Consider the following 23,412-nt stretch of genomic DNA (forward strand, 5'->3'; position numbering starts at 1 on the left):
CGAGCTGCGACAACGTCCTCCGGCCGGGGATCGGGCCGTATCGTGGCACGCCTTTCGGAGGGTCGTCAAAAATTCTTTCCAAGATTTTTGTTGTCGGCGGGGCGGGCCCGCATCTACGAAGTGCCGCCCTCCCCCAGGGGTGACAGCTTCCCCGAGAGGACATTGTTTTGTCGAGAACATCCCGAAAAGTCGCCATCGCCACACTGCTCGCCGCCGTCCCCGCGGCCGCGATCACGTACGCGGTGCTCCCCTCCGACGCGGCCACCACGACGGCGTACACCGTCGCCGCCGACGGCACCGGGAAGTACCGGACCGTGCAGGCCGCCGTCGACGCGACGACCAGCGGAACGATCACCATCAAGCCGGGCACGTACCGGGAGATCGTCACGATCCCGGCCACCAAGTCGCACCTCTCGCTGGTCGGCGGCGGCGCCTCGGCGAACGACGTGGTGATCGTGAACAACCGCGGGGCGGCGACCTACGGCACGTTCTACACCCCGACGATGTACGTCTACGGCGACGACTTCCTGGCCCGGAACCTGACCGTCGCGAACGACTTCGACGAGACCGGCCTGACCAGCGGCACCCAGGCCGTCGCGCTGCGGGTGGACGGCGAGCGCGCCCAGTTCAACTCGGTCAAGCTGCTCGGCGACCAGGACACCGTGCTGGTCAACGACGGCGCCCGGGCGTACTTCGCCGGCGCGTACATCGAGGGCACGGTCGACTTCATCTTCGGCGGCGGGACCGCGGTCTTCAACGCCTGCAAGATCTACGAGAAGCGGACCACCGGCGGCCCGATCACCGCGGCCAGCACCCCGGCGACCCAGACCTACGGCTTCCTGTTCTACAAGTCCACGATCACCGGCAAGACGAACGCCACCACCCAGCTCGGCCGCCCGTGGCGGGCCGCCGGCCAGGTGGTCTTCCGGGAGACCAGCCTGAGCGCGACGATCGCCACCGGCCAGCCGTGGATCGACATGTCCGGCAACAAGTGGCAGAGCGCCCGCTTCTTCGAGTACGCGAACACCGGCGCGGGCGCGACCACCAACGGCAACCGCCCGCAGCTGACCGCCGCGAAGGCGGCGAGCTACACGCCGCAGAAGTACCTGGCCGGCACCGACGGCTGGAACCCGATCGGCTAGGCGCGATCCCGCTCCGGAGCCGGCGTCTCGACGGGACGCAGCCGGTCCCGGGTGATGTCCGCGATCGTGCGGGCGCCGGTGAGCGCCATGGTCAGATCCAGCTCGGCGAGCACGTTGCGGATCACCTCGGCGACACCGTGCGCGCCGGCCAGCGCGAAGCCGTACAGGTGCGGGCGGCCCAGCAGCACCGCGTCCGCGCCGAGCGCCAGGGCGGTGAACACGTCCGCGCCGGTCCGGATCCCGCTGTCGAACAGCAGCGTGGGCTCCGGCCCGAGCGCGGCGCGGATCCGGACCAGCGCGTCCAGCGACGCCACCGCGTTGTCGACCTGCCGCCCGCCGTGATTCGAGACCACCACGGCGGCGGCGCCGATCTCGAAGGCGCGGCGTGCGTCGTCCGGATGCAAAATCCCCTTGAGTACGAACGGAAGCCCGGTCCGCTCCGGCAACGTGGCCAGGTGCTCCCAGTTCAGCCCGGGGTTGGAGTAGATGTCCAGGAACGTCTCCACGCTGGCCCGGGGCGCCGGCGAGCGCAGGTTCGCCCAGAACGGGCCGGGGTGGTTGCGCGACATCGCGATCAGCGCCCGGATCGCGCCGAGCGTCACCCGCGGCCGCTCCCGCGGCTGCTTCGCCCGCTCGGCGGCGATCTCCCGGAACACCGGGTCGGAGGTGTACTGGGCGATCCCGAGCCCCTTGGCGAACGGCAACGAGCCCAGGTTCAGGTCCTGCGGCCGCCAGCCCAGCACCGTGGTGTCCAGGGTCACCACCAGCGCGCCGGCCCCGACCCGCTCGGCCCGGGCGATCAGGCTGTCGACCAGCCGCTCGTCCTTGCTCCAGTAGAGCTGGAACCAGCGCGGGGTGTCGCCCATCGCGGCCGCGCTCGCCTCCATCGGATGGCAGCCCTGGTTGGAGAAGACGTACGGCGTGCCGGTCGCGGCGGCGCCGGTGGCGATCGCGACGTCGCTGTCCCGGCCCATCAGCGCGGCGGCGCCGACCGGGGCCAGCAGCACCGGGCTCGGCAGGCGCGTGCCGAGCAGGTCCACCGAGAGGTCCCGGTCGACCGCGCCGGCCGCCATCCGCGGCTCGATCGCCCACCGGTCGAACGCCTCCCGGTTGCGCCGCACGGTCCGGCCCTCGCCCGCCCCGCCGGCCACGTACGCCCAGGCCTCGGCGCTGCTCACCCGTTTCGCGCGGCGCTCCAGCTCGGCGAAGTCGGTCGGCACGACCGGGCGGCGGCCCAGCGTTCCGGCCCGGTAGAGGGTCGACTGACGGGCCAGTCCGGTGTCCGGCATCGCGAGGCTCCTCAAGTTGTCGGACCCCCTGCGTAGGCTGCGGGTCGTGAGGGGGGATCCGAGCATTCTGCATGTCGACCTGGATGCGATGTTCGCCGCCGTCGAGCAGCGGGACAAGCCCTCCCTGCGCGGAAAGCCGGTCGTGGTCGGTGGCGTCGCCGGGCGCGGCGTGGTGTCCACCGCGTCGTACGAGGCCCGCGTCTTCGGGGTGCGCTCCGCGATGCCGATGGCCCAGGCCCGCCGGCTGGCCCCGTGGAGCACCGCCTACCTGTCCCCGCGCTTCGCCGCCTACAAGCGCACCAGCCAGGTCGTGATGGCCCTGCTCGCCACGGTCTCCCCGCTGATCGAGCAGGTCAGCATCGACGAGGCGTACGTGGATCTCGCCGTCACCGACCACGACCGCAGCGTCGCGGGGGTGACCGCGCTCGCCCTCGACCTGAAGACCCGGATCGCCACCGCCACCGGCGGCGTCACCGGCTCGATCGGCGCCGCGTCCTCCAAGCTGTTGGCGAAGATCGGCTCGGACCTGAACAAGCCGAACGGCCTGACCGTCGTCCCGCCCGGCGACGAGCTGGCCTTCCTGCACCCGCTGCCGGTCAGCAAGCTCGGCGGCGTCGGCCCGGCCACCGAGCAGCGGCTGCACCGCTCCGGCATCCGCACGGTCGGGCACCTGGCCGCGGTCCCCCTGGACGATCTCGTCGACTGGTTCGGCCAGTCCCACGGCGCCGGGCTGTTCCGGCTGGCCCGGGCGCAGGACGACCGGCCGGTGGTGAGCGAGCGGGAGGCGAAGTCGGTCTCCGCGGAGGAGACGTTCGACATCGACGTCACCGACCCGGTCCGCCTGCGGCACGAGCTGGACCTGCTGTCCGCCCGGGTCGCGGGCCGCCTGCGCGCCGGCGGGCTGGCCGGCCGCACGGTCAACATCAAGGTCCGCCACGGCGACTTCACCACGATCACCAGGGCGGTCACCCGGGACCACCCGACCGACGACGGCCGCCTGATCGCCCAACTGGCCCGCCGCCTGCTCACCGAGGTCAACACGTCCGGCGGCATCCGCCTCCTCGGCGTGGGCGTGTCGACTCTGACCGACTTCGCCCAGGACGACCTCTTCACCGACGACCCCGGCGCCGACCTCTTCAACACATTCCCACCCGCCACAGATGTCCCCGACGAGCCAGCAATGGCCGCCGCCCACCCCGCCACCTATTTCGCCGCCGCCCACCCCGCCGCCAGTCAGCCCGTTTCCGCCGGCCTTCCCGTCGCCGCCCAGCCCGCCGCCAGTCAGCCCGTTTCCGTCGGCCTTCCCGTCGCCGCTGGCCAGCCCGTCGCCGGCCAGCACGCTGCCACCGGCCAACCCCCTGCCCCCGGCCGGCCCTCTGCCGTCGCCGCCGCCCGTCACACCCCGAGCCCCACCGCCGACCTGCCACCTCCCTCTCCGGCCTCGCTGGCCCCTCCGGCCGCCTCGTCCCCTTCAGCCGCCTCGGTTCCTCCGGCAGCTTCGGCCGCTGAGGCACCACCCGGGCCTCAGCTCTCCGAGCCGCCAGGTCTGTCCTCGCCGTCGGCCGATCAGCCGCCGGGCCCGTCGTCAGTGGCGGACGAGCCCTCGTCGCCGGTGCACCAGCCGCCGGCCTCTCCGGTCGACGCCGCTGCGGTGGAAGGGGCCGAGGCGGAGCCGGTGTTCTGGCGGCCAGGCCAGGACGTGCTGCACGACGAGCTCGGCGCGGGCTGGGTGCAGGGGAGCGGACTCGGCCGCGTGACGGTCCGCTTCGAGGGCCCGCGAACCGGTCGCGGCCCCGTGCGCACCTACGCCGTCGACGACCCGCAACTCCACGCCACCGACCCGCCCGACTGGGTCGAAGCCTGATTCTATCGACGATTCGGCGGCCGCTTGAGTTATCCACACTGGGCGGCTGTCCACAGGCGACCAGCACGATCTTGGGGATTTAGGGCAGGCTTGATCCCAGTGGAGGTGGCCCCCCTCTGGGAGGGCGGGTCCTGTTCTTTTTAAGTCGGCCCCGTAATCGCCGTACCCCGCAATCGGGTTTGATCTTGAGGGTTTTGTGCCGGGATGTGCGGATGGCGCGACGCGCTGGGGTTGACCGAGAACGATGCGTGTGGCGCGGGTTGGCAAGGCGATTCGGGGGGAGTACGAACGGATCGAACGCATCACCGCAGGAGGCCGGAATGACCACCGTTGCGCCGCGGCCGATTCAAAAACGTCCCTGGCCGGTTCGCCGCGAGGTGCGCGGTTCGTGGCTGGCCCGCACGATCAGAACCACCGATGCCAAGCAGATCGGCATCATGTACATGGTCACGGCGTTCGCGTTCTTCATGGTCGGCGGCCTGATGGCGCTGCTGATGCGGGCCGAGCTGGCCCGCCCGGGGATGCAGATCCTGTCGCCCGAGCAGTACAACCAGATGTTCACCATGCACGGCACGATCATGCTGTTGCTGTTCGCGACCCCGATCCTGTTCGCTTTCGCGAACTTCGTCGTCCCGCTCCAGATCGGCGCGCCGGATGTGGCGTTTCCCCGGCTGAACGCGTTCGCCTACTGGCTGTATCTGTTCGGTGGGACGATCGCGATCGCCGGTTTCGCGCTGCCCGGCGGCGCCGCCGACTTCGGCTGGACGGCGTATGTGCCGCTCAGTGGCGGCATGCACTCCCCGGGGACCGGCGGCAACATGTGGGTCGTCGGGCTGGCGATCTCCGGGCTGGGCACGATCCTCGGCGCGGTCAACATGATCACCACGATCCTGTGCCTGCGCGCGCCCGGCATGACCATGTTCCGGATGCCGATCCTGACCTGGAACATCCTGCTCACCAGCCTGCTCGTGGCCCTGGTCTTCCCGTTCCTGGCGGCGACGCTGTTCGCGCTGGCCGCCGACCGGATCCTGGAGGCCCAGGTGTTCAATGTGGACACCGGCGGCCCGATGCTCTGGCAGCACCTGTTCTGGTTCTTCGGACACCCCGAGGTGTACGTGGTGGCCCTCCCGTTCTTCGGGATCATCACCGAGGTCATCCCGGTGTTCAGCCGCAAGCCGGTGTTCGGGTACAAACCCCTGGTCGCGGCCACACTGCTGATCTCCGGGCTGTCGATGAGCGTCTGGGCGCACCACATGTTCGCCACCGGTCAGGTGCTGCTGCCGTTCTTCAGCCTGCTCAGCTATCTGATCGCGGTGCCGACCGGGATGAAGTTCTTCGTCTGGATCGGCACCATGTGGCGCGGCCAGTTGTCGTTCGAGACGCCGATGCTGTTCGCGATCGGGTTCCTGGTGACGTTCCTGCTCGGCGGGCTGACCGGGGTGCTGCTGGCCTCGCCGCCGGTCGACTTCCACGTCCACGACTCGTACTTCGTGGTGGCGCACTTCCACTATGTCCTGTTCGGCACGATCGTGTTCGCGGTGTTCGCCGGCATCTACTTCTGGTTCCCGAAGATGTTCGGGCGGATGCTCGACGACCGGCTCGGCAAGGTCCACTTCTGGCTGACGTTCATCGGGTTCCACATGACGTTCCTGGTGCAGCACTGGCTGGGTGCCGAGGGGATGGCCCGGCGGTACGCGGACTACCTGCCCAGCGACGGGTTCACCACGCTGAACACCGTCTCGACGATCGGCTCGTTCATCCTCGGGGCGGCGACCCTGCCGTTCCTCTACAACGTGTGGAAGTCGTACCGGGCCGGGGAGCCGGTGACGGTGGACGACCCGTGGGGGTACGGGAACTCGCTGGAGTGGGCGACCTCGTGCCCGCCGCCGCTGCGCAACTTCGACCGGATGCCGCGGATCCGGTCGGAGCGGCCGGCGTTCGACGCGAAGTTCCCGCAGCTCGCGGTCGCGGGGAGCGGGGGGACGCCGACGGAGGGCTCGTTGGTGCACGGGGAGGACCTGTCGGACGAGCGCGAGGCGGCCCGAAAGCAAGCGAACGGATAATTCGGACCAAAGCGGTAGATAGCCGCATTTGCCGGTATGCCCGAATGATGAGTGACTACTGAGGCTCCCGTAGCCGGATTTAGGGCTAGTCCGATGAAACGTCGGACACTTCCTCCTATGTCCGGAAGGATGCTTCATGTCGATCGCCCGTCGCCCTGTTCCCCGGCCGCGCCGCTCCCACGGCGCCACGCCCGCCGCCGTAGCCGCCGTCGCCGTAGCGACCCTGGCCATCCCGTCGGCCCCCGCGTACGCCGGTGGCACAGCCTGCGTCCACGGGCGGTTCGCCGCGACGTCCCAGGCCGACCTCGCCAAGATCACTATCCTGGACCCGAGTCCGCTCGCCCCGGGCCTGCCCGCGCTCGCCGACGTCCGGCTCGCCCCGTCCCGCGGCGACGTCCTCGCGACCAACACCACCGGCCGGTCCGTCGCCACCGCCAGTTACGCCGACGCGAAGCTGCTCGGCATGCACCTGCCCGGCCTGCCGCTGCAGAACGCGGTCGCCAACCACGTCGCGCCCGGCGGCCCGCCCGGCCCGGTCGACGTCGCGCTCGCCACCCTCAACGCCGGCGGCCTGGCCACCGCCCAGCTCGGCAAGGCCACCGCCGCGGCCACCTGGACCGACCGGTACCACTGCGGACAGACCGGTCCGCTCACCCGCGCCGCGACCATGGTCGAGGGCCTGAGCATCCTCGGCGGCGCCGGCACCACCCCGGCCATCCAGGCGGTCAGCGGCCTCACCCACCTGCCCAGCCGGACCAGTCTGCTCAAGGTCGGCCCGACCGGCTCGACGCAGAGCGCCACGGATCTGGTCAAGCTCGGGGGCGGGCGGATCGGCGTACGCTCCGGGGCCGGCATCGCCCTCAGCGACCTGACGCTGTTCGGCGGCACCCCGCAGGAGATCACCGCCAAGGTGCTCAACCAGCCCACGCTGGAGGCCGTCGCCGGCGGCGACCGGAAGCACTCCAAGGTCACCTACCAGCCCGCCGTCCTCGCGGTGACCGCCGCCGGCAAACCGCTCACCGGCCTGGACAGCGAGCACAGCAGCGTGTCCCTGAGCCTGCTCGGCAAACTCGCCGCGGACCGTCCGGCCGCCCTGCTCTCGGTCCGCCTCTCGCTGGGCGAGGCAAACCAGAAAATCACCGATTCGGACGTACGGGCGGATGCCGCCGCCCTCCGCATCGAGGTCAAGCTCGGCTCGGCTCACCTGCTGGACGTGGCCCTGGGCTACCTGTCGGTCTCGGCGACCGCCCCGTGCCGGGTCGGCGCCGCGGTCCCCCGCGACCAGGTCCCCGACACGGACACACCCCCGAAGGACCAGCCGGTCGACCAGCCCGCCCCGGCCACCACGACCACGTCCCCCACACCCGCCAGCAGCCAGATCATCGCCGGCGGCAACCCCGCCGACAGCACCCCCGGATCCGGAGCCCTGGCCCTGACCGGCGCCAACGCGGCAGCGGTAGGCCTGGGCGGCCTGGCCCTGGTGGTAGGCGGCCTGGCCGCCCTCTTCCTCACCCGCCGCCGCCGAACCGGCGCCCACGCCGCCCGCTGACCTCCCGGCGCCGACTCCCGACCGGCCCGCTGACCTCCCAGCGCCGACTCCCGACCGGCCCGCTGGCCCCCGACGCTGGCTCCCGGCCCGCCTGCTGGCCCCGGGCCCCGGGATCCTGTTCGGTCCTGGGGCCGCTGATTTCCCCGGCGTCGGTTCTCGCCGCCGCAGCACTTGTCGATCCGGACGCTGAGCTCCCGGCTACCAGCGCTCGTGATCGCCCCGCTGCGACGCCGAGCACCGATCCGGCCGGTCCCGCCCGCGCCTACGCGCCGGGCAACGGCGGGACCGGCCGCCAGATGCCCCGCGAGCGGCCGGCTGTTCTCCGGTGTCGGTGTCGGTGTCGGTGTCGGCAAGGCCCCGGTTCCGCCCACCGCATGCCGCTCCACCCGGCCTCTCGCGGGGCTTCTCCCGAAGCCCCCGGCACGGCCAGGGCGGCATTTTCCGCGGCGCGCCCGGTTCCGGTACCGGGAGATGGTTGCCTTCCACCTCCGGACATGGTTGTGTCCGCGTCTACCGAGGAAGTCGCTCGTTGAGCCGGGCGGGTCCCGCCAGCCGATGGGGGTCGGCAGGCAGACCCGCCCGGCGACTACTCCGGCGGTCGGTCACCGCCCCACCCGTGGGGATTCGCTCCGGCGACCGACCGCCGGTATTCCTCTCCCCACCTCAGCCGCCCCGGCGGTTCAGCCCACCCCCAGCGCCTAGCCGCAGTCCAGCGCCCAGCCCGCCTCCAGCGCTCAGCCGCAGTCCAGCGCTTAGCCCGCCCCCAGCGCTCAGCCGTAGCCCGGCGTTCAGGCCCACCCCGGCGTTCAGCGCCACCCCGGCGCCCAGCCCACGCCGCGCCCCGGCATCGGCTCGGCCCCCTTCCGGTTGTCCGTGCCCTCGCGGTGGGTCCCGTTCGGGCCGGAAGGCCCCGGCGGAGTGCCGATGGGCCGGGTGGGCAGGCTGAGGATCCGCCATAAGATGACCGTGTGCCGCCGCAGAACCTCCCACCCCGGGACGCGATCCGCCTCGCAGCCGGGGAACTGTTCGTCCGCGACGGTTACGGCGCCACCACGGTCCGCGCCATCGCCGCGGCGGCCGGCTGCGACCCGGCCCTGGTGATCCGGCATTTCGGATCCAAGGAAGGCCTGTTCCTCGCCACGGTCTCGGTCTCCGGCGACCTGTCCGCAATCCTGGCCGGCCCGCTGGAGTCGATCGGCCGCGAACTGGTCCGCTACGTCCTGGCCGGCGCCGACAGCCCGGTCGCCGGCGTCTACCGCGCGCTGCTGAGCGCCTCGGACCGCCCGGAGATCAAGGACCGCCTCCGCGCCTCGATGCACGACGTCTTCGTAGCCCCACTGGCCGAACGCATCGGCGGCGCCTACCCCGAACTCCGAGCCCGACTGGCCGCCGCCCAGTTCGCCGGCCTGATCAACGCCTGCTGGCTGGTCCGCGACCCAGCCCTGGCCTGCGCCGAACACAACGCCGTCATCACCCTCTACGGCGACGCCATCCAACGCCTCCTCACCTGCGCCGACCCCACCCAATAACCCACCCCGCACCCAACCCAGCCACCCTGCGCCGCCCAGCCCGCCCCGCGTTGGGCCGGGCCGCCCCGCGTTGGGCCGGGCCGCCCCGCGTTGGGCCGGGCCGCCCCGCGTTGGGCCGGGCCGCCCCGCGTTGGGCCGGGCCGCCCCGCGTTGGGCCGGGCCGCCCAGCTCGCGCCGCCCTGGGGGCCGGTTCGCGCGCATCGAGCCCGCGCCGCGCTGCCCGCGCCGCACCCGCGCTGCCCGCGCCGCGCTGCCCGCGCTGCGCCTGCGCCCGCGCTGCCCGCGCCGCACCCGCGCTGCCCGCGCCGCGCTGCCCGCGCTGCGCCTGCGCCCGCGCTGCCTGCGCCGGGCCCGCCCGGTTCGCGCGGCGCCGGTTCGCGCGGCGCTGAGCGGAGGCTGCGCTAGGCCGCGTCGCAGCGCCGCGAGGCCGTGCTTTGCCGTGCCACGCCGCACCGTGGGAGGACGCGCCGCACCCCGCTGGGGTGAAGATCGCGACTCGGTGTGTGACGGCGCGGAGTGCCGGGTCAAGCTCGCGGATACGAGCCCGAGTCTATGCCGTTTTCGCTGGCCGAATGGGTTATCCACAGTGGTGGTTTGTCCACAGGCCGCCGGCGTGATCTTCCGCTTTTTTGGGATAATGGCGGTGGCGGCCTGCCCCCTGGAGAGGGCGGGGTCTCGGGGGCGAGAGGGCGCCGATTGGGGCTGGCTGCGGGGCAAGTGCCGAGAGAGGCTAGCAGCGGGCGGTGCCGAGAAGGGCTGGCCCAGGCAGCCCGAGGGGGCTAGCTGCGGGCGGTGAGGTGCTGGCGGCGGTTGCGGTGCCAGGTGCGGAGGCGGCCGGCCGGGCGCTGGTTGAGTACGCCGGTGTTGGCCTGACCCGTGCACAGGCCGGCCGTCGGGATCGGGGCGAAGGTTCCCAGGCAGGCCAGCGCGGCGGTGAGGTTGCCCGTCGACGGGTAGGCGGGGAAGGTGGTCGCCGCTTTCAACCCATTTGTCAGGCCGGTGGCCCTGTCGCCGGTGACATCGCGATCGGCGACGCCTGCTGTGGCCGAGGTGCTGGAGCCGGTGGCGGCGACCGCGTTGGAGCGGCCGGTGGCAATCGTGCTGGGGGTGGCGGTGGTGATCGTGGCGGCATTGGCCGCAGGGCTGCCAGCGGTGATCGTTGCCGCGTTGGCGGCGGGGCCTGCGGTCGTGATCGTGGCGGCGTTGGTGGTGGCGCCGGCGGCCGTGATTGTGGCGGCGTTGGTGGCACCGGCGGCGGTGATCGTGGGGGCGTTGGTGGTGAGGCCGGCGTGGGTGGCCGGGGTGGGGCCGGCCGTGACGGGGGCGGCGTTGGGGCGGAACCGGAGCGACTGGCCGCGCAGCGTGTTGCGCCGGGTGTGGCGGGTCAGCCGGGCGGGTGGTGCCGTGATCGCGGGGGTGGCCTCGTCCGCGGGTGCCGGCGTCTGCGGCGTGTGGCGGCGTGCGGCGAAGACCCAGCTGCGCAGGATGACGTAGCGGACGCCGCCGACCAGGCTGCCGGTCAGGGCCAGGATCAGGGACTCCGTCAGGGATGACGGGTGTGGCCCGGCGATTCCGGCGAACCACGGCGCGACCGCGAGGTTGGCCAGGTAGACGACGACCGACGTGAGGCCGGCTTCGCCGTGGAGGCGGCCGATCGCGTTGGTGGTCACGTTGAACGTGACTCGGCGGTGGGCCTCGGTGTTGGCCGGGGTGACCACGAGCAGGGCCAGCCAGCTCGCCCAGGTAGCGGCGAGCACTTCACGGACGGAGACGTACACAATCGTCTGCAGGACCGTGCTCAGTGCGCCGACCAGCATGAACCAGAAGAGCTGGCGGGGCACGGTCGCGTTCCACGCGGATGGTCTTTGCATGACTGAACGCTTTCGGACAGCGATGGTTACCGCCGTAGTGTCAACATCGTTGACGGGCGCTGTCAACGATGTTGACAGGGTGATGCGGGTTACCCTGTGCCATCGCGTGGTGGCGGTGTGAGGTGGCTTCTGTCCGGTTTACTGGACCGCTTCAGGGTAGAAGATGGCGATTTGCCCGGCCAAATTCTGTGCGTACGCCACGCGGGCGCCCGCGGAGACTGCAACCTTGCCGTTACCGGGCCGTTTCCGATCGGCGATGCCCGCCAACGGCCGTACGTCGCAATCGGGTGTTGAAGTCACAGCGGAGCGCTCGGCGCGGGACGGCCGTGCCCACCGCGGACGCCGCGTCCCCGGGCGACCGCGTCAGGTGGGCGGGAGACGCGGGACGTTGCCGGTCATCGCGAGGTCCACCAGCTGGTCGACGGTGTGCCGGGGGAGGACGGCGGGGCGGCCGGTGACCCGGTACGCGACCAGGCCGTGCCACAGGTCGAGGACCGCGTCGACGTCCACATCGGCCGGCAGGTCGCCGCGCGCGATCCCGCGTTGCAGCACGTTGCGGGCGATGTCCCGGCGCGGCGCCACCACCTGGTCGCGGAGCCGGGCGAGCGTGCCCGGATCGTCGCTGGTCGCGGCGACCAGCAGGGTCATGGTGCTGCCCGGGCCGGCCGTCAGGTACTCGATGATCAGGTTGAACAGCGTGGTCAGCTCGGCGCGCGTGTCGCCGGTGTCGGGGACCGGGAGGACCGCGGAACGTTCCACGATCAGGTCGCAGATCAGGGCGGGTTTGTGCGGCCAGAAGCGGTAGACGGTCTTCTTCGAGACGCCGGCCCGGGTGGCCACCTCGTCGATCGTCACGTTGAGGTATCCGGCCTCGTCGAGCAGGCCCTCGGCGGCGGCGAGGATGCGTGAACGGGCGTGCGGGTCCGGCGGGCGGCCCCGGCGGCGGGCGGCCGGGACGGTGTCCGCGGCGCTCGTCGGGATCATGGCACTCCTCGTGATCGATCGAATGATGATCATCATGCCGATGTGATCGTGACTGTCAATATGGGAACAGGGTGTTTCCGCTGGGTGTCCCAAGCCTTGGAAAACCCCTAAAGTTTTCGAAACTGAGCGTTCCGCAATGAGGTGATCGGCAAGATCATCGCGGGGGTGGTCCGAATGTCCGGAGTGGAGGAAGCCCGGCCGTAAGGAAGGTTCCTATCTTCCTAGGACGCCCAACGCGACGCGACGGACGCCCAATGCGAACGGCGGACGCCCAACGCGAGGTAGGGCTCAAGCCGGCAGAACCGAGCGGCCGGCAAGGTAGTCCTCGAACGTCCGGCGTGGACTCCACCCCTGCGCCCGAGCCCGCCCGATGTCCAGCACGACCGGCACGGTCACCTGCTCCAACCCGTACCGGGAAAGGGCCGGCTCCCGCCCGGTGAAGCGCGAGACCGCCGTCCCCACCCCGGCCACCGCCCGGGCCAGCGCAATCGGCACATGCCGCACCGGCACACCGCAGGCCGCCGCAACGATCGCGTCGCGGCGATAGGGCGCGGCGTCCGCAATGTTGTAAGCCCCGGCCGGCCACCCGACCGCGGAAAGACTGGCGCCAACCGGCTGTCCGACCGCGGAAAGACTGGCGCCGGAGGGCCAGCCGACCGCGGAAAGGCAGGCGTCGGCCAGGTTCTCGACGGCGGTCAGGCTGAGCGGAATGTCCGGCCCGGGTAGCAGAACGCGTCCGCCCCTGATGGCCCGGCGCAGGCGCGGCAGCAGGTGCGGATCCCCGTCACCGTAGACCGCGCGAGGCCGGAGAACCACAGCTCCGGCGGCCAAGGCAAGCCTCTCGCCGGCGGCTTTGGTCTTCCCGTACGCCGTCAGCCCGCCCAGTGGCTGGTCCTCCCGGATCGGCTCGCGGCTGGGCGTGTACACGCTGGCGCTGCTGACCCAGACGAGCGGGCGCCCGCCGACGGCGGTGAGCAGCCGAGCCGTCCCCTCGACGTTGACCGCGTGGAACCCGGCGTCCCGCCCGGGCGGTGGATCGCCCACCGCCGCGGCCAGGTGCAGAACGACGTCGGCGCCGGTGAGGTCGGGCGCGCCACGGGTCGCGTCCCAGTACCGATGCTCGCCCACCGGCCCGGGCCGCCGACCGAGACAGATCACCTCGGCACCGACCGCCGCGGCAGCCCGCGCCACCGCGGAGCCGCAGAAGCCGCTGGCCCCGGTGACCACCACCCGGAGGCTCATCGCGTGGGGGCCAGGATCAGGCGGGACCAGCCGGGCAGGGCGCTGCGGCGATCGACCCGCGCGCTGACCACCCGGGGCCGATGGACGGCGAGCGCCCGCAGCGCGTCGGTGAGCTGGTGCCGGGCCAGGCGGGCGCCCGGGCAGGCGTGCGGCCCGACCCCGAAGACCAGCTGCGCGACCTGCGCGGGCACCGGATCGGCCGGGTCGGGGTCGAGCCGGTGCGCGTCCACGGCGTGCCGGGCCACCAGGATCAGGCGGTCACCGGCGTGCACGGGGCAGCCGCCGACCGTTCCCGGGGCGGCGGCCACCCGGGGGAGCAGCGGCGTCGGCGCGGTCACCCGCAGGAGCTCGGCGGTGAGCGCGTCCGGATCGGTCTCCGCGAACGACCACAGGTCCGCGTCGGCACACCAGGCCGCGGCCCGGGGCAGCGCGGCGACCGTGGTGTTGATCGCCGCGACGGCCAGCATCACGGCCAGCGCGGAGTGCGGCGTGAGCAGGGCGGCGAGGTGGGCGGTCGCGGCCTCGGCGGTGCGGCGGGCACCGGGCCGGGGCAGGCCCGGCAGATGCTCGCGGGCACCGGCGGCCGCGGCGGCCCGGGCGGCCCCGGCCAGCGCGCGCGGATCGACGTCCAGATCGAGCAGGGCGGCCGCGGTCGCACCGGCCATCTCGGCGGTCACGTCGACCAGGTCGATCCGGCCGCCGGAGCCGAGCGGCGCCAGCCGACGTTCGAGAACCGCGGTCCAGACCGGCCGCAGGCGCTGCACCCCGTCGGCGCTCAGCGCGTCCGAGAGCTCCCGCCGTGAGCCCCGATGCCCCGCACCGTCCTGGTTGAACAGCAGTTCCCCGCCGGTCAGCTCGCCGGCGGCGCCCCCGGTCGTCCCGGCCGCCGCCCGGTCGAGCGGCACCCGGGTGAGACCGTCCCGGAACGCCTCCCGCGAGTGGACCAGAACCGTCTTGCCCAACCGCGTCGCGGGCCACCGCCGGGTGGCCGCGAGCAGCCCGAACAGCACCGGATGGCTGACCAGATAGACCCGCCGGTCGCGCCGCCGGGCCCGCCGTGGGCCGGTCATCGGACGTGCACCTCGTTCGACGTCGCGGGACGCCAGCGGCGATCCCAGTACCAGAGCAGGGTCCGCCGGGCGCCCCAGGCCCGCAGCCGCCGCAGGCTGTTCTCCACCACGAGGTCCTCGGCGCGCACGATCCGGCCGGTGTGCCGCCGGGCCCGGTTGAGCAGCGTGACGTCCTCCGAACCGTCCTCGAGCCGCTCCCGGGCGGTGCCGCCGCAGCGCTGGTACAGCGAGGCGGTCACGGCCAGGTTGTGCCCGTGGATGAGCACGTACGGCGTCCGGAACTCGGCCCGCCGGTGATCGCTGCGATACCGCCCGTAGAGCGCGGCCAGCCGGACCGCACCCGGGAACACGTAGCGTTCGAGGATCGACGGCCGCTCGTCCCGCCGCGGCACGCTCCGGCCGCAGACCAGTTCCGCCCCGGCCGCCAGGTGCCGCCGGGCGGTGGCCACCCAGTCCGGTGCCGGCCGGCAGTCCGCGTCGGTCCGCAGGAGCAGCACCGCCCCACCGGCGATGGCATGCCGGAATCCGGTGTCGGCGGCCGTCCCGGCGCCACGTTCCGCTTCGCTGATCACCTCGACAGGAAACGGCGCCGCGAACCCGAGCACCACCCCCGCGGTGTCGTCTGTGGACGAGTTGTCCACAACCACGAGCGTGAAGTCGGTGTCGGTCTGGGCCGCGAGCGCCGCCAGGGTCGCCCCGATCGACGCCGCCTCGTTGTACGCGGGGACGATCACCGCGAGCGGCCTCATCGTCGTACCCCGGAAAGGGCCAATGCCGCAGCCGCCGCGCGGTCCGGTTTCCGGGAGCGCCCGGCCAGCGGCACGGGTGCGAAGAGCACCCGGTCCGGCCGCGCCGCCCCCATCCGCCGCAGTGGCTCCCGCAGCGCGGCCTCCACGGCGGCCCGGTCGGCGCCGGGTGACGTCTCCACGATCGCGACCACGTCCTCGTCGCCGTCCCCGGCCGGCACCCCGACCAGGATCGCCAGGGACACCCCCGGGACGTGCAGCGACGGCTCGTAGAGTCCGGGATAGATGTTCTCGGCCCGGCGCAGGATCATGTCCTTGGCGCGTCCGGCGAGCACCACGTTCCGCCCGTCGAGCCGGGCGATGTCGCCGGTGGCGACCCACTCGTGCGGTTCCGCGCCGAGGTACCGGTCGCAGACCCCGGCCCCGGCCAGTCGCAGCTCCCCGCCGGGCGTGAGCTGGGCGCGGACCCCGGGCAGCAGCTCGCCGACCGGATCGCCGTCGCCGGGGTGCGCGGCCTTCGCCCCGGCCTCGATCGCGGCCGCCGGGAAGACCTCGGTCAGTGCGTAGACGCACCAGGCCTCCTCGGCCCCGGCCGCCCGCACCCGGCTGAGCAGCGCGGCCGACACCGGCGCCGACCCGCTGTAGACGCGGCCGCGGAACGGCACCCCGGCGTCCAGCGCGGCCCGCAGCAGCGGCGGCGTCAGGTAGGTGGCCTGCGGTTTCAGCGTCGCGATCTGCCGGGCCAGGGTCCGGGGGCGGCGTGTCGGCACGGCCACCGGCGCCCCGGCGGCCAGCGACGGGACCAGCACGAAGAACATCCCGCCGAGGATCGGCACGCCGGCCCGCGGCCGGACCAGGTCCGCGACCGCGCGCATCCCGGTGCCGAGGCCGGCCCGGGTGTGCACGACGGCGCGCGGGCTGGCGGTCGTTCCCGAGGTGAAGATGATCACCGCGTCGCCGTCGCCGTCGAAGACCGGGGGTGGCGTGCCGCCGGGCCGCAGCGACGGAGCGGAGCCGGGCAGGCGGCGGCCCACGGTGACGGTCGGGGCGAGGCGGGACAGGTCCGGCAGCGACAGGCCGGCCCGGCGGGCGAGCGGCGCGGCCCAACTCGCGACGGCCTGCGCGGCGGCGTCCGCCACGATCAGCGCCGGCCGCGCCAGGCCCAGCCGCGCGACCAGGACGTCCGGGCCGGCGGACGGGTCGAGGACGGCGATCCGCAGCCCCATCCGGTACGCCGCGAGCAGGACCGCCAGCGAGCGTGGCCCGGGGCGGACGGCGACTCCCAGGGTGTCCCCGGGGCGCAGGCCGCGGGCGTGCAGGGCGCCGGCGTACACATCGCGCAATGCCGCCAGATCTCCCCGGGAGATCCCGCGCCGGCCCAGCAGGGCCGGGGTGTCGTCGCCGGGCCGGAGGCCGGCGTTCAGTTCGTCGAGCACGGCCGGCTACCTGGGATCCGGGGTCAGCGGGCCGCTGCCCTGGTCGAGGTACCACTTCGCGGTCCGGACGACACCGTAGGCGCGGAGCCGGCGGGTCGAGTTCTCCACGATCATGTGGCGGCTGTGGGTGATCGCCGCGGTCGTGCCGCGGACCCGGTTGAGGAACATCCGGTCGGTCGGCGACGGGCGTCGCGGCATGCCGCCGCAGGCCTGGTAGAGGCCGGCGGTGATGGCCATGTTGTTGCCGGCGTGCATCCGGTACGGCGCGAGGTAGCCGTCGCCGCGGTGCGCGGGGCGGAGTCGGCCGAACGCGGCGGCCAGCGCGACCAGCGCGGCGAAGAACGCGCGCCCGGCCGGCCCGTGCTCGTCGTGCCGTGCGGTGATCTTTCCGCAGACCATTCCGGCGCCGGCGGTCAGTTCGGCGCGGGCCGCGGCGACCCAGCCGGGGCGGGGCAGGCAGTCCGCGTCGGTCCGGACCAGGAACGTCGCTCCGGCCGCGATGGCGTGCCGGAACCCGGTGTCGACGGCGCAGCCGACCCCCTTCTCGGTTTCGGTCAGCACGTGGACCGGGAACGGCGCGCACCCGGCGAACGCGCGGACCGTGTCGGCGGTCGTGTCGGTCGAGCCGTTGTCGACCACGAGCAGGGTGAAGTCCCGATCGGTCTGCGCCGCGAGGGCGTAGAGGGTGGCGCTGATCCGGGCCGCCTCGTTGAACGCCGGGACGATCACCCACAGATCAGTCGCGGTCACGAGCGCTCCCACACCATCGTCATGATGCTGACCCCGCCGCCCAGCCCCATCAACAGCACCCGATCCCCCGCTTCAAGATCAGGAAAAACCCGATTGAGCTGTACGCCGAGGGTCGCGCTCGCCACGTTCCCGAGTCCCGTCACGGTCACCTCGAGCCGGTCCCGCGGCACGCCGGTGACCTCGACGAACCGGTCCAGGTAGGGCAGCGTCACCTGGTGCACCAGGATCTTCGCGTAGTCGGTGTGCTCGAACCCGGTGCGGGCCCGGACCCGGTCCAGGATGCTGGCGCCGACCTTCTCGAACACGCCGCGCAGCCGGTGCCCGTCGCCGGCGAAGTAGGTGTGCTCGTCGCCGCGCGGATGCCGGGACCCGCCGCCCGGGATGCCGCCGACCGTCCAGTGCCGCGAGTGCGTCTCGGTGTCGATGTCCAGGATGCCGCCGCGCTCGACCGGCTCGACCACCACGGCGGCGCCGGCGTCGCCGAAGGTGAACCCGGCGAACGCCCGGCGGGCCTGCTCCAGGCTGTCGACCCGGCCGCGCATCACCCGGGTCGGGGTCTCGCCGGTGACGACCAGGGCACGCCGGGCCCGCCCGGCCAGGATCATCGACCGGGCGACGTCGATCCCGTTGACGAAGCTGTTGCAGGCGTTGGTGACGTCCAGGGCGTGCGCGCGGCTGCCCAGCGCGGTCTGCACGATGTGCGCCGTGGCCGGCTCGACCATGTCGCGGGAGGCCGAGGCGAACAGCAGCAGGTCGATGTCGAGCGGATCGAGATCGGCCTGGGCCAGGGCCTCGCGGGCGGCGTGCAGGGCGAGGGTGGAGGCGTACTCCTCCGGGCCGGCGATCCGGCGGCGCTCGATGCCGGTGAGGCGGGCGAACAGCCCGCGCGGCAGGCGGACCCCGCCGGCGGCGGCCACGCCGTCCTGCAACTCGCCGGTGGTGACTTCGCGTTCCGGAAGGTACGCGCCCACCCCGGTGATCCCGACATACATGCGCGACATTGTGCCCTAGTCGAGCGACTCCAGGACCATCGACAATTTGGGCAGCTCAGCTGCCCATTCGGAACGTGTCGTACGCCACTCGACGACGTATGTTCCGTCGTCGGTGCCGACCACCCGGCGGACCCCGCGCATCGGCCCGCTCTCCGGATCGGTGTACGTGTACTCCCACACCGCGTCGGGCGGCTCGAGCAGCGCCTCCATCCGCACCCGCCGGTACGCCACCAGGCGCACCGAGCGCTCCTCCTCGACCAGCGCGGCGACCACGTCGTCGGGCGGGTGCGGCCACCGGCTGATCCGCAGCGTGACCCGCTCGCCCGGGTCACTGAACGTGACCGTGCCGAGCATCCGGCTCGACGGCCAGCCGGCCGGGACCGCGACCCGGAAGCCGCCCGGGTCCTCCCACCAGGCGAAACCGGCCGGCGCCGGGATCGGCTGCTCGCCGCCCTGGGCGCTGCCGCCGACCGCCAGCGCGCCGATCAGGGTGAGCGCGGCGGCCATCGCCGGGACCCGCCGCCGGATCTTCGAGCGGGGCGGGGTGATCACCCGGCGCAGCAGGTCGGCGGTCTCGCGCGGGCTGATCCGGGCGGCCGGGTGGTGGCGCAGCAGCCCGGCCAGGACCGGGGTCAGCGGCCCGGCCCGGCGCGGGGCGTCCGGCGGGCCGGCGGCCAGCGCGCGCAGGGTGGCGGCGGTGCTGCTGCGCGCGTACGGCGGCCGCCCCTCCACCGCGTGGTAGAGCGTCGCCCCGAGCGACCACATGTCGGAGTCGGCGGTCGACGTCCGTTCGAAGAGCCGCTCCGGCGCGATGTACTTCGGCGAGCCGAGCACCACGCGCGCCGCGGTCAGCGCGGCCACCCCGGGCGCGGTCACCGCCGGTCCGAAATCGATCAGCACGATCCGGCCGTCGTCACCGATCAGCACGTTGCCCGGCTTGACGTCGAGGTGCAGCAGCCCGGCCCGCAGCGCGGCGGTCATCCCGTCCAGCACGGCCAGGCCGATCTGCGCGACCCGGGCCGGTGGCAGCGGGCCCTGCTCCTGGATGACCTGCTGCAACGAGCGGCCGGCGACGAACTCCATGATCAGCCAGGGGCCCTCCGGGTCGGGCAGCACGTCCAGCGTGCGGATCACGTGCGGGTGCCGGACCCGGGCCACCGCCTGCGCCTCGCTGACCGCCCAGGTGCGCACCACGGCCCGCTGGTCGGGGTGCAGACCCTCGGGAATCGTGCACTGTTTGATCGCGACGTCGACGTGCCGGACAGCGTCGTGCGCCAGCCAGACATGGCTCATTCCCCCCGAGCCGAGCGGCCGGATGATCCGGTAACGGCCGGCTATGACCGTCTGCACCGTTACCAACGTGGCACCCCCGATATTGGCAAACAGTAATCGGAACGCTACCGCGCGTAGACAGCCAATGCCTGTCGGATATCGGGCGGTCCAGGGAACGCCACGCGGCGTACCGTCTAATGCGGCCTCCTTCGTGGACCTTCCCGGGCGGTGTGGCTGATGCGGCGTGCTCTGGCCTTGTTGATGCTGTTCTGCCTGCTCACTTTCGGGTCCGCCGCGGGCGCGGCTCCGGCGTCTCTCGCGGCTCCGGCGCCGGCTGCGCCGGAGTTGGCGGTACGTCTTCAAGCCCTGCTCGCCGAGCACGCCGTCCTCGCCGCCGACCTGATGCGCAGCCGGATCCGTGGCGACGCGGACTTCGCCCAGGCCGCGGATGCCGCCCTCGGCCACAACACCGACGCGATGGCCACCCTGATGCGCCAGCTCTTCGGCGCCGGCATGGTCCGCGACTTCGCTCCCCTGTGGTCGGAGCACGTCGTCGAGCTGGTCGCCTACGCGAGCGCGATCGCCGCCCAGGACGAGACCGCGAAAGCCCACGCGAAGGCGGAGCTCTCCGAGTACGAGGAGGAGCTCAGCCGGTTCTTCGCCGGCGCCTCGCACGGACGGCTCAGCACGGCCGCCGCCCACCACGCCCTCGACATGCACGTGCGGCACCTGACCGGGCAGGCCGACGCGTACGCCGCCCACGACTACGCCACCGCCGACCGCGACTACCGCGAGGGCTACCAGCACATGTACGAGCTGGGCGGCACGCTCGCCGACGCCCTGCTCCCGGCCCGTGACCGGGCCGCCCTGCGCGAGCCGATCTGGCGGCTGCGCTCCCGCCTCGGCGAGCTGCTCGCCGAGCACGTCGTCCTGGTCGAGGACGTGACCCGGGCCGCGGTCACCAACACCCCGGACTTCGACGCCGCCGCCGCGATGATCAACGCGAACACCCGGGACGTGACCGCCGCGATGGACACCCTCTTCGGCGCCGGCGTGGCCCGTCGCTTCCAGGACGTCTGGGGCTTCCACGTCGAACAACTCGTCGGCTACTCCGCCGCGCTGGCCGGCGCCGACACCGCCGGGCTCACCGGGGCCAAGACCAACCTCCATGGGTACGAGGATCGGATGGGCGCCCTGCTCAGCGAGGTCACCGGGAAGCGGATGAACGCGGCGGCGCTGGCCGGGGCGTTCCGCGGACACGACGACCTGCTGCTGCGGCACGCCGACGCCTACGCGGCGCGGGACTACACGGCCGCGCACGACCTCGCCGAGAAGGCCTATCAACACGGGTTCGACATGGCGCGGGAGCTCGCCGACGCGTTCGGGGCGACGGTCGCGGCGCGGCTGCCGGTCGGCGGGGCGCAGACCGGCTACGGCGGGCTGGCCGGGACGGGGCGCTGAGGTGGGGCGCGGGCTGATTCCGTACGGGAAACCGGCCTTTGTGGTTTTGCTCCTCGGTCTTGTCCTGGCGCCGGAGACCGTTTCCGATCGCGCCCCCTCGCCGGCGCCGGCGGTGGTCACGGGCCCGCTCGTGGCCCGTGGATTCCGGTCATCGCAGACGTTCAGCGAGGTGGCCGCGCCGGTCCGGCTGCGGATTCCGGCGCTCGGGATCGACAGCGCGATCGAGCAGCTCGGGCTGCGGAAAGACGGGACGATCGAGGTGCCGGGGACGGTCGAGGTGGCCGGTTGGTACCGCCTCGGCGCGCGTCCCGGCCAGCCCGGGCCGGCGGTCATTCTCGGTCACGTCGACTCGAAGACCGGGCCGGGGATCTTCGCGCGGCTGAGCGGGGTGAAGGTCGGGACGCCGGTGGTGGTCGCGCGCGGTGACGGGAGCAGCGTGACGTTCCGGATCACCGGGGTGGCGCAGGTGGCGAAGGTGCGCTTTCCCACCGATCTGGTCTACGCGCCGACGCTGGATCCGACGTTGCGGCTGGTCACCTGCGGGGGCAGTTTCGACCGATCCCGAGGGAGTTACCGGGACAATGTCATTGCTTTCGCCGATCTGGTCTAGCGGGGTGGCGGCGCTTCTGGCCGTCACGCTGGTGTCCGCTTCCGGGGCGCCTTTTGCCGTCGGGCCGAGGTCGGCTCTGCGGGTGCCACCTGCGGTAACTCCGAAGTCGGCGCTGGGGGTGCCGCTCGCCGGCACTCCGGTGTCCGCGCCGTTGCCGATCAATGCGGAACTTTCCTCGCCGGGGCGGACGACCCTGGTGGTTGATCTGAGCGCGGCTCCCGCCGGCTCCGGGTCCGTTCTTCCTTCTGCTCCTGGGAGCGCTGCTCCTAGGAGAACCGCCTCCGCGAGCCCTGCTCCTGCTCGCTCGACTCCTAGCAGTGCCGCTCCTGGGAGCCGTCCTCCTGGGACTGCTGCTCCTGGGGGTGCGGCCTCTGCCGACTCGGACTCCGGGGGTGTGGCCCGGTCCGTCGCGGTGAACCTCGACGGGACGCCGCAGCCCGCCGAACTGCACCCGGTCGTCTCGTCCGCCCTGGTCATGTCCATAGTGGTCGACGCCTCGGCGGCCGGCGCGGACGCGCTGCCGAGCTGGCTCAGCGCCGCCGCCCGCTTCAGCCTGGCCGCGCCGACCGGCACCCGGACCATGCTGATCCCCGACCGCGAACCGGCCAAGGTGCTCACCGGCCCGCTGCCCGGCCCGGCCCGCGTGGTCCGCGCGCTGAACACCGTCCGCCCGGCCGGCGATCGGGACACGGCGGCCGCGCTGACGCTTGCCGCACAACAATTTCCGGGTACGGAGGTGGGCCGCGGCGTGACCCTCCTCTACACCTCGGCGGAGCGGGCCGACGGCCTGACCGCCACCCAGCTGGCGGATCGTTTCCGGTCCGCGGGCATCCTCCTGGTCGTCATCGGCACGTCGGACCCCGACCGATACTGGTCATCGGCTGCCGCGGCGACCGGCGGCTTCTACGCCCCGGCCGGTGACCCGGTCGTGGTGCCCGCACTGGATCAGGTGGAGAGCACGTTGAGCGCCCGCTACCTGGTCCGCTTCGCCACGCCCGCCACGCTTCCGGCCCACGCGTCGATCTCCATCCGCACCGGCGACGTGATCCTGTCCGCGGAGACCACCCTCGGCGGCCCGGCCGGCCCCACCCGGCACCCGCGCTGGTTCCTCGTCGTGGTGCTCGCCCCGCTGCTGCTGTTCCTCCTGCTCCTGGCGTTTCTGCTGGTGCTGGCGGGATGGCGCAACCGGCGCACCCGGCTGTCCCGGACCGCGCCGTCCTCACCCAGCGGGATCCTCCCCAACAGCCAGCCACTCCCACCTCCGCTGTCCCGCTCCACCCCGTTACCGGAACAGCGCCACCCGGGCCGGATGCGCCCACCCCCACACGGCCACGCCACCGTCGCGAACCCCACACCCCAAGACGACCCATGACCCTGACCGCAAGCCCACCGAGCCGACCCGGCCACATGCCCGCGTCGGCTCGCTCGGCCGCCACGCTGGCTCAGCCACCTGCCCGTGTCGGCTCGCCGGCCGTGCCGGCTCGGCCACCTGCTCGTGTGGTGGGTGGGGACTATCTGCGGGCGGTTGCTCGGGAGGGAAAA

18 protein-coding genes are annotated in these 23,412 nt (G+C 73.1%); 8 read left to right on the forward strand and 10 right to left on the reverse strand.

Annotated features, from left to right (window positions below; genetic code table 11):
- The first annotated feature begins 167 nt into the window (after positions 1–167).
- Positions 168–1,142 (forward strand): pectinesterase family protein, encoded by a 975-nt coding sequence (locus L3i22_RS09710; RefSeq protein ID WP_255658077.1) that lies wholly within the window; start codon positions 168–170, stop codon positions 1,140–1,142.
- Here L3i22_RS09710 and L3i22_RS09715 read toward each other — a convergent pair.
- Entirely contained in the window at positions 1,139–2,431 is a 1,293-nt protein-coding gene (locus L3i22_RS09715) for an alpha-hydroxy-acid oxidizing protein (protein WP_221326630.1), read from the reverse strand. The two genes, L3i22_RS09710 and L3i22_RS09715, sit on opposite strands and share 4 nt — an antisense overlap.
- Before the next feature lie 46 nt (positions 2,432–2,477).
- Between L3i22_RS09715 and L3i22_RS53405 the strand changes: the two genes are divergently transcribed.
- From L3i22_RS53405 to L3i22_RS09740, 4 genes are all read left to right on the forward strand, one after another.
- Positions 2,478–4,295: a DNA polymerase IV gene (locus L3i22_RS53405; RefSeq protein WP_255658078.1), complete on the forward strand. Its 1,818-nt coding sequence runs from the start codon at positions 2,478–2,480 to the stop codon at positions 4,293–4,295.
- 320 nt (positions 4,296–4,615) lie between these two features.
- Entirely contained in the window at positions 4,616–6,358 is a 1,743-nt protein-coding gene (gene ctaD / locus L3i22_RS09730; protein WP_221326631.1) for a cytochrome c oxidase subunit I, read from the forward strand.
- Positions 6,359–6,494: 136 nt separating this feature from the next.
- Positions 6,495–7,907 (forward strand): hypothetical protein, encoded by a 1,413-nt coding sequence (locus L3i22_RS09735; RefSeq protein WP_221326632.1) that lies wholly within the window; start codon positions 6,495–6,497, stop codon positions 7,905–7,907.
- 968 nt (positions 7,908–8,875) lie between these two features.
- A complete protein-coding gene (locus L3i22_RS09740; RefSeq protein WP_221326633.1) occupies positions 8,876–9,436 on the forward strand; it encodes a TetR family transcriptional regulator in 561 nt (186 codons plus the stop codon).
- A gap of 779 nt (positions 9,437–10,215) precedes the next feature.
- Here L3i22_RS09740 and L3i22_RS09745 read toward each other — a convergent pair.
- From L3i22_RS09745 to L3i22_RS09785, 9 genes are all read right to left on the reverse strand, one after another.
- Positions 10,216–11,307: a GtrA family protein gene (locus L3i22_RS09745; protein WP_221326634.1), complete on the reverse strand. Its 1,092-nt coding sequence runs from the start codon at positions 11,305–11,307 to the stop codon at positions 10,216–10,218.
- A gap of 363 nt (positions 11,308–11,670) precedes the next feature.
- Positions 11,671–12,291: a TetR/AcrR family transcriptional regulator gene (locus L3i22_RS09750; protein ID WP_221326635.1), complete on the reverse strand. Its 621-nt coding sequence runs from the start codon at positions 12,289–12,291 to the stop codon at positions 11,671–11,673.
- A gap of 288 nt (positions 12,292–12,579) precedes the next feature.
- Complete coding sequence (locus tag L3i22_RS09755; protein ID WP_221326636.1) at positions 12,580–13,533, reverse strand: NAD(P)-dependent oxidoreductase; 954 nt, start codon at positions 13,531–13,533, stop codon at positions 12,580–12,582.
- Positions 13,530–14,603 carry a cytochrome P450 gene (locus L3i22_RS09760; RefSeq protein ID WP_221326637.1) on the reverse strand — a complete coding sequence of 358 codons (1,074 nt, stop codon included), beginning with the start codon at positions 14,601–14,603 and terminating at the stop codon, positions 13,530–13,532. The genes L3i22_RS09755 and L3i22_RS09760 overlap by 4 nt, the downstream gene beginning before the upstream one ends.
- Positions 14,600–15,352, reverse strand: a complete 753-nt coding sequence (locus L3i22_RS09765; RefSeq protein ID WP_221326638.1) for a glycosyltransferase — start codon at positions 15,350–15,352, stop codon at positions 14,600–14,602. Before L3i22_RS09765 ends, L3i22_RS09760 begins: the two co-directional genes overlap by 4 nt.
- On the reverse strand, positions 15,349–16,785 hold the full coding sequence (locus tag L3i22_RS09770; protein ID WP_221326639.1) for a class I adenylate-forming enzyme family protein: 1,437 nt from the start codon (positions 16,783–16,785) through the stop codon (positions 15,349–15,351). The genes L3i22_RS09765 and L3i22_RS09770 overlap by 4 nt, the downstream gene beginning before the upstream one ends.
- 6 nt (positions 16,786–16,791) lie before the next feature.
- Entirely contained in the window at positions 16,792–17,535 is a 744-nt protein-coding gene (locus L3i22_RS09775; RefSeq protein ID WP_221326640.1) for a glycosyltransferase family A protein, read from the reverse strand.
- Entirely contained in the window at positions 17,532–18,527 is a 996-nt protein-coding gene (locus L3i22_RS09780; protein WP_221326641.1) for a 3-oxoacyl-ACP synthase III family protein, read from the reverse strand. Before L3i22_RS09780 ends, L3i22_RS09775 begins: the two co-directional genes overlap by 4 nt.
- Positions 18,528–18,542: 15 nt before the next feature.
- On the reverse strand, positions 18,543–19,877 hold the full coding sequence (locus L3i22_RS09785; RefSeq protein WP_221326642.1) for a serine/threonine-protein kinase: 1,335 nt from the start codon (positions 19,875–19,877) through the stop codon (positions 18,543–18,545).
- A 159-nt stretch (positions 19,878–20,036) separates the two neighbouring features.
- Here L3i22_RS09785 and L3i22_RS09790 point away from each other — a divergent pair, with 159 nt between their 5' ends.
- The 3 genes from L3i22_RS09790 to L3i22_RS09800 all read left to right on the forward strand — a co-directional run bounded on the left by L3i22_RS09790 (position 20,037) and on the right by L3i22_RS09800 (position 23,242).
- Positions 20,037–21,260 carry a hypothetical protein gene (locus L3i22_RS09790; protein ID WP_255658079.1) on the forward strand — a complete coding sequence of 408 codons (1,224 nt, stop codon included), beginning with the start codon at positions 20,037–20,039 and terminating at the stop codon, positions 21,258–21,260.
- Positions 21,261–21,390: 130 nt separating this feature from the next.
- Positions 21,391–21,870 (forward strand): class F sortase, encoded by a 480-nt coding sequence (locus L3i22_RS09795; protein WP_255658080.1) that lies wholly within the window; start codon positions 21,391–21,393, stop codon positions 21,868–21,870.
- 394 nt (positions 21,871–22,264) lie between these two features.
- A complete protein-coding gene (locus tag L3i22_RS09800) occupies positions 22,265–23,242 on the forward strand; it encodes a hypothetical protein (protein WP_221326643.1) in 978 nt (325 codons plus the stop codon).
- Positions 23,243–23,412 lie beyond the last annotated feature (170 nt).

This window comes from Actinoplanes sp. L3-i22 (assembly GCF_019704555.1).
Taxonomy (GTDB): Bacteria; Actinomycetota; Actinomycetes; order Mycobacteriales; family Micromonosporaceae; genus Actinoplanes.

Coding starts and splice junctions, on each gene's coding strand:
- L3i22_RS09715 (WP_221326630.1), bottom strand. CDS start 2,431: ATGCCGGACACCGGACTGGCCCGTCAGTCGACCCTCTACCGGGCCGGA.
- ctaD (WP_221326631.1), top strand. CDS start 4,616: ATGACCACCGTTGCGCCGCGGCCGATTCAAAAACGTCCCTGGCCGGTT.
- L3i22_RS09735 (WP_221326632.1), top strand. CDS start 6,495: ATGTCGATCGCCCGTCGCCCTGTTCCCCGGCCGCGCCGCTCCCACGGC.
- L3i22_RS09745 (WP_221326634.1), bottom strand. CDS start 11,307: ATGCAAAGACCATCCGCGTGGAACGCGACCGTGCCCCGCCAGCTCTTC.
- L3i22_RS09750 (WP_221326635.1), bottom strand. CDS start 12,291: ATGATCCCGACGAGCGCCGCGGACACCGTCCCGGCCGCCCGCCGCCGG.
- L3i22_RS09755 (WP_221326636.1), bottom strand. CDS start 13,533: ATGAGCCTCCGGGTGGTGGTCACCGGGGCCAGCGGCTTCTGCGGCTCC.
- L3i22_RS09760 (WP_221326637.1), bottom strand. CDS start 14,603: ATGACCGGCCCACGGCGGGCCCGGCGGCGCGACCGGCGGGTCTATCTG.
- L3i22_RS09765 (WP_221326638.1), bottom strand. CDS start 15,352: ATGAGGCCGCTCGCGGTGATCGTCCCCGCGTACAACGAGGCGGCGTCG.
- L3i22_RS09780 (WP_221326641.1), bottom strand. CDS start 18,527: ATGTATGTCGGGATCACCGGGGTGGGCGCGTACCTTCCGGAACGCGAA.
- L3i22_RS09790 (WP_255658079.1), top strand. CDS start 20,037: ATGCGGCGTGCTCTGGCCTTGTTGATGCTGTTCTGCCTGCTCACTTTC.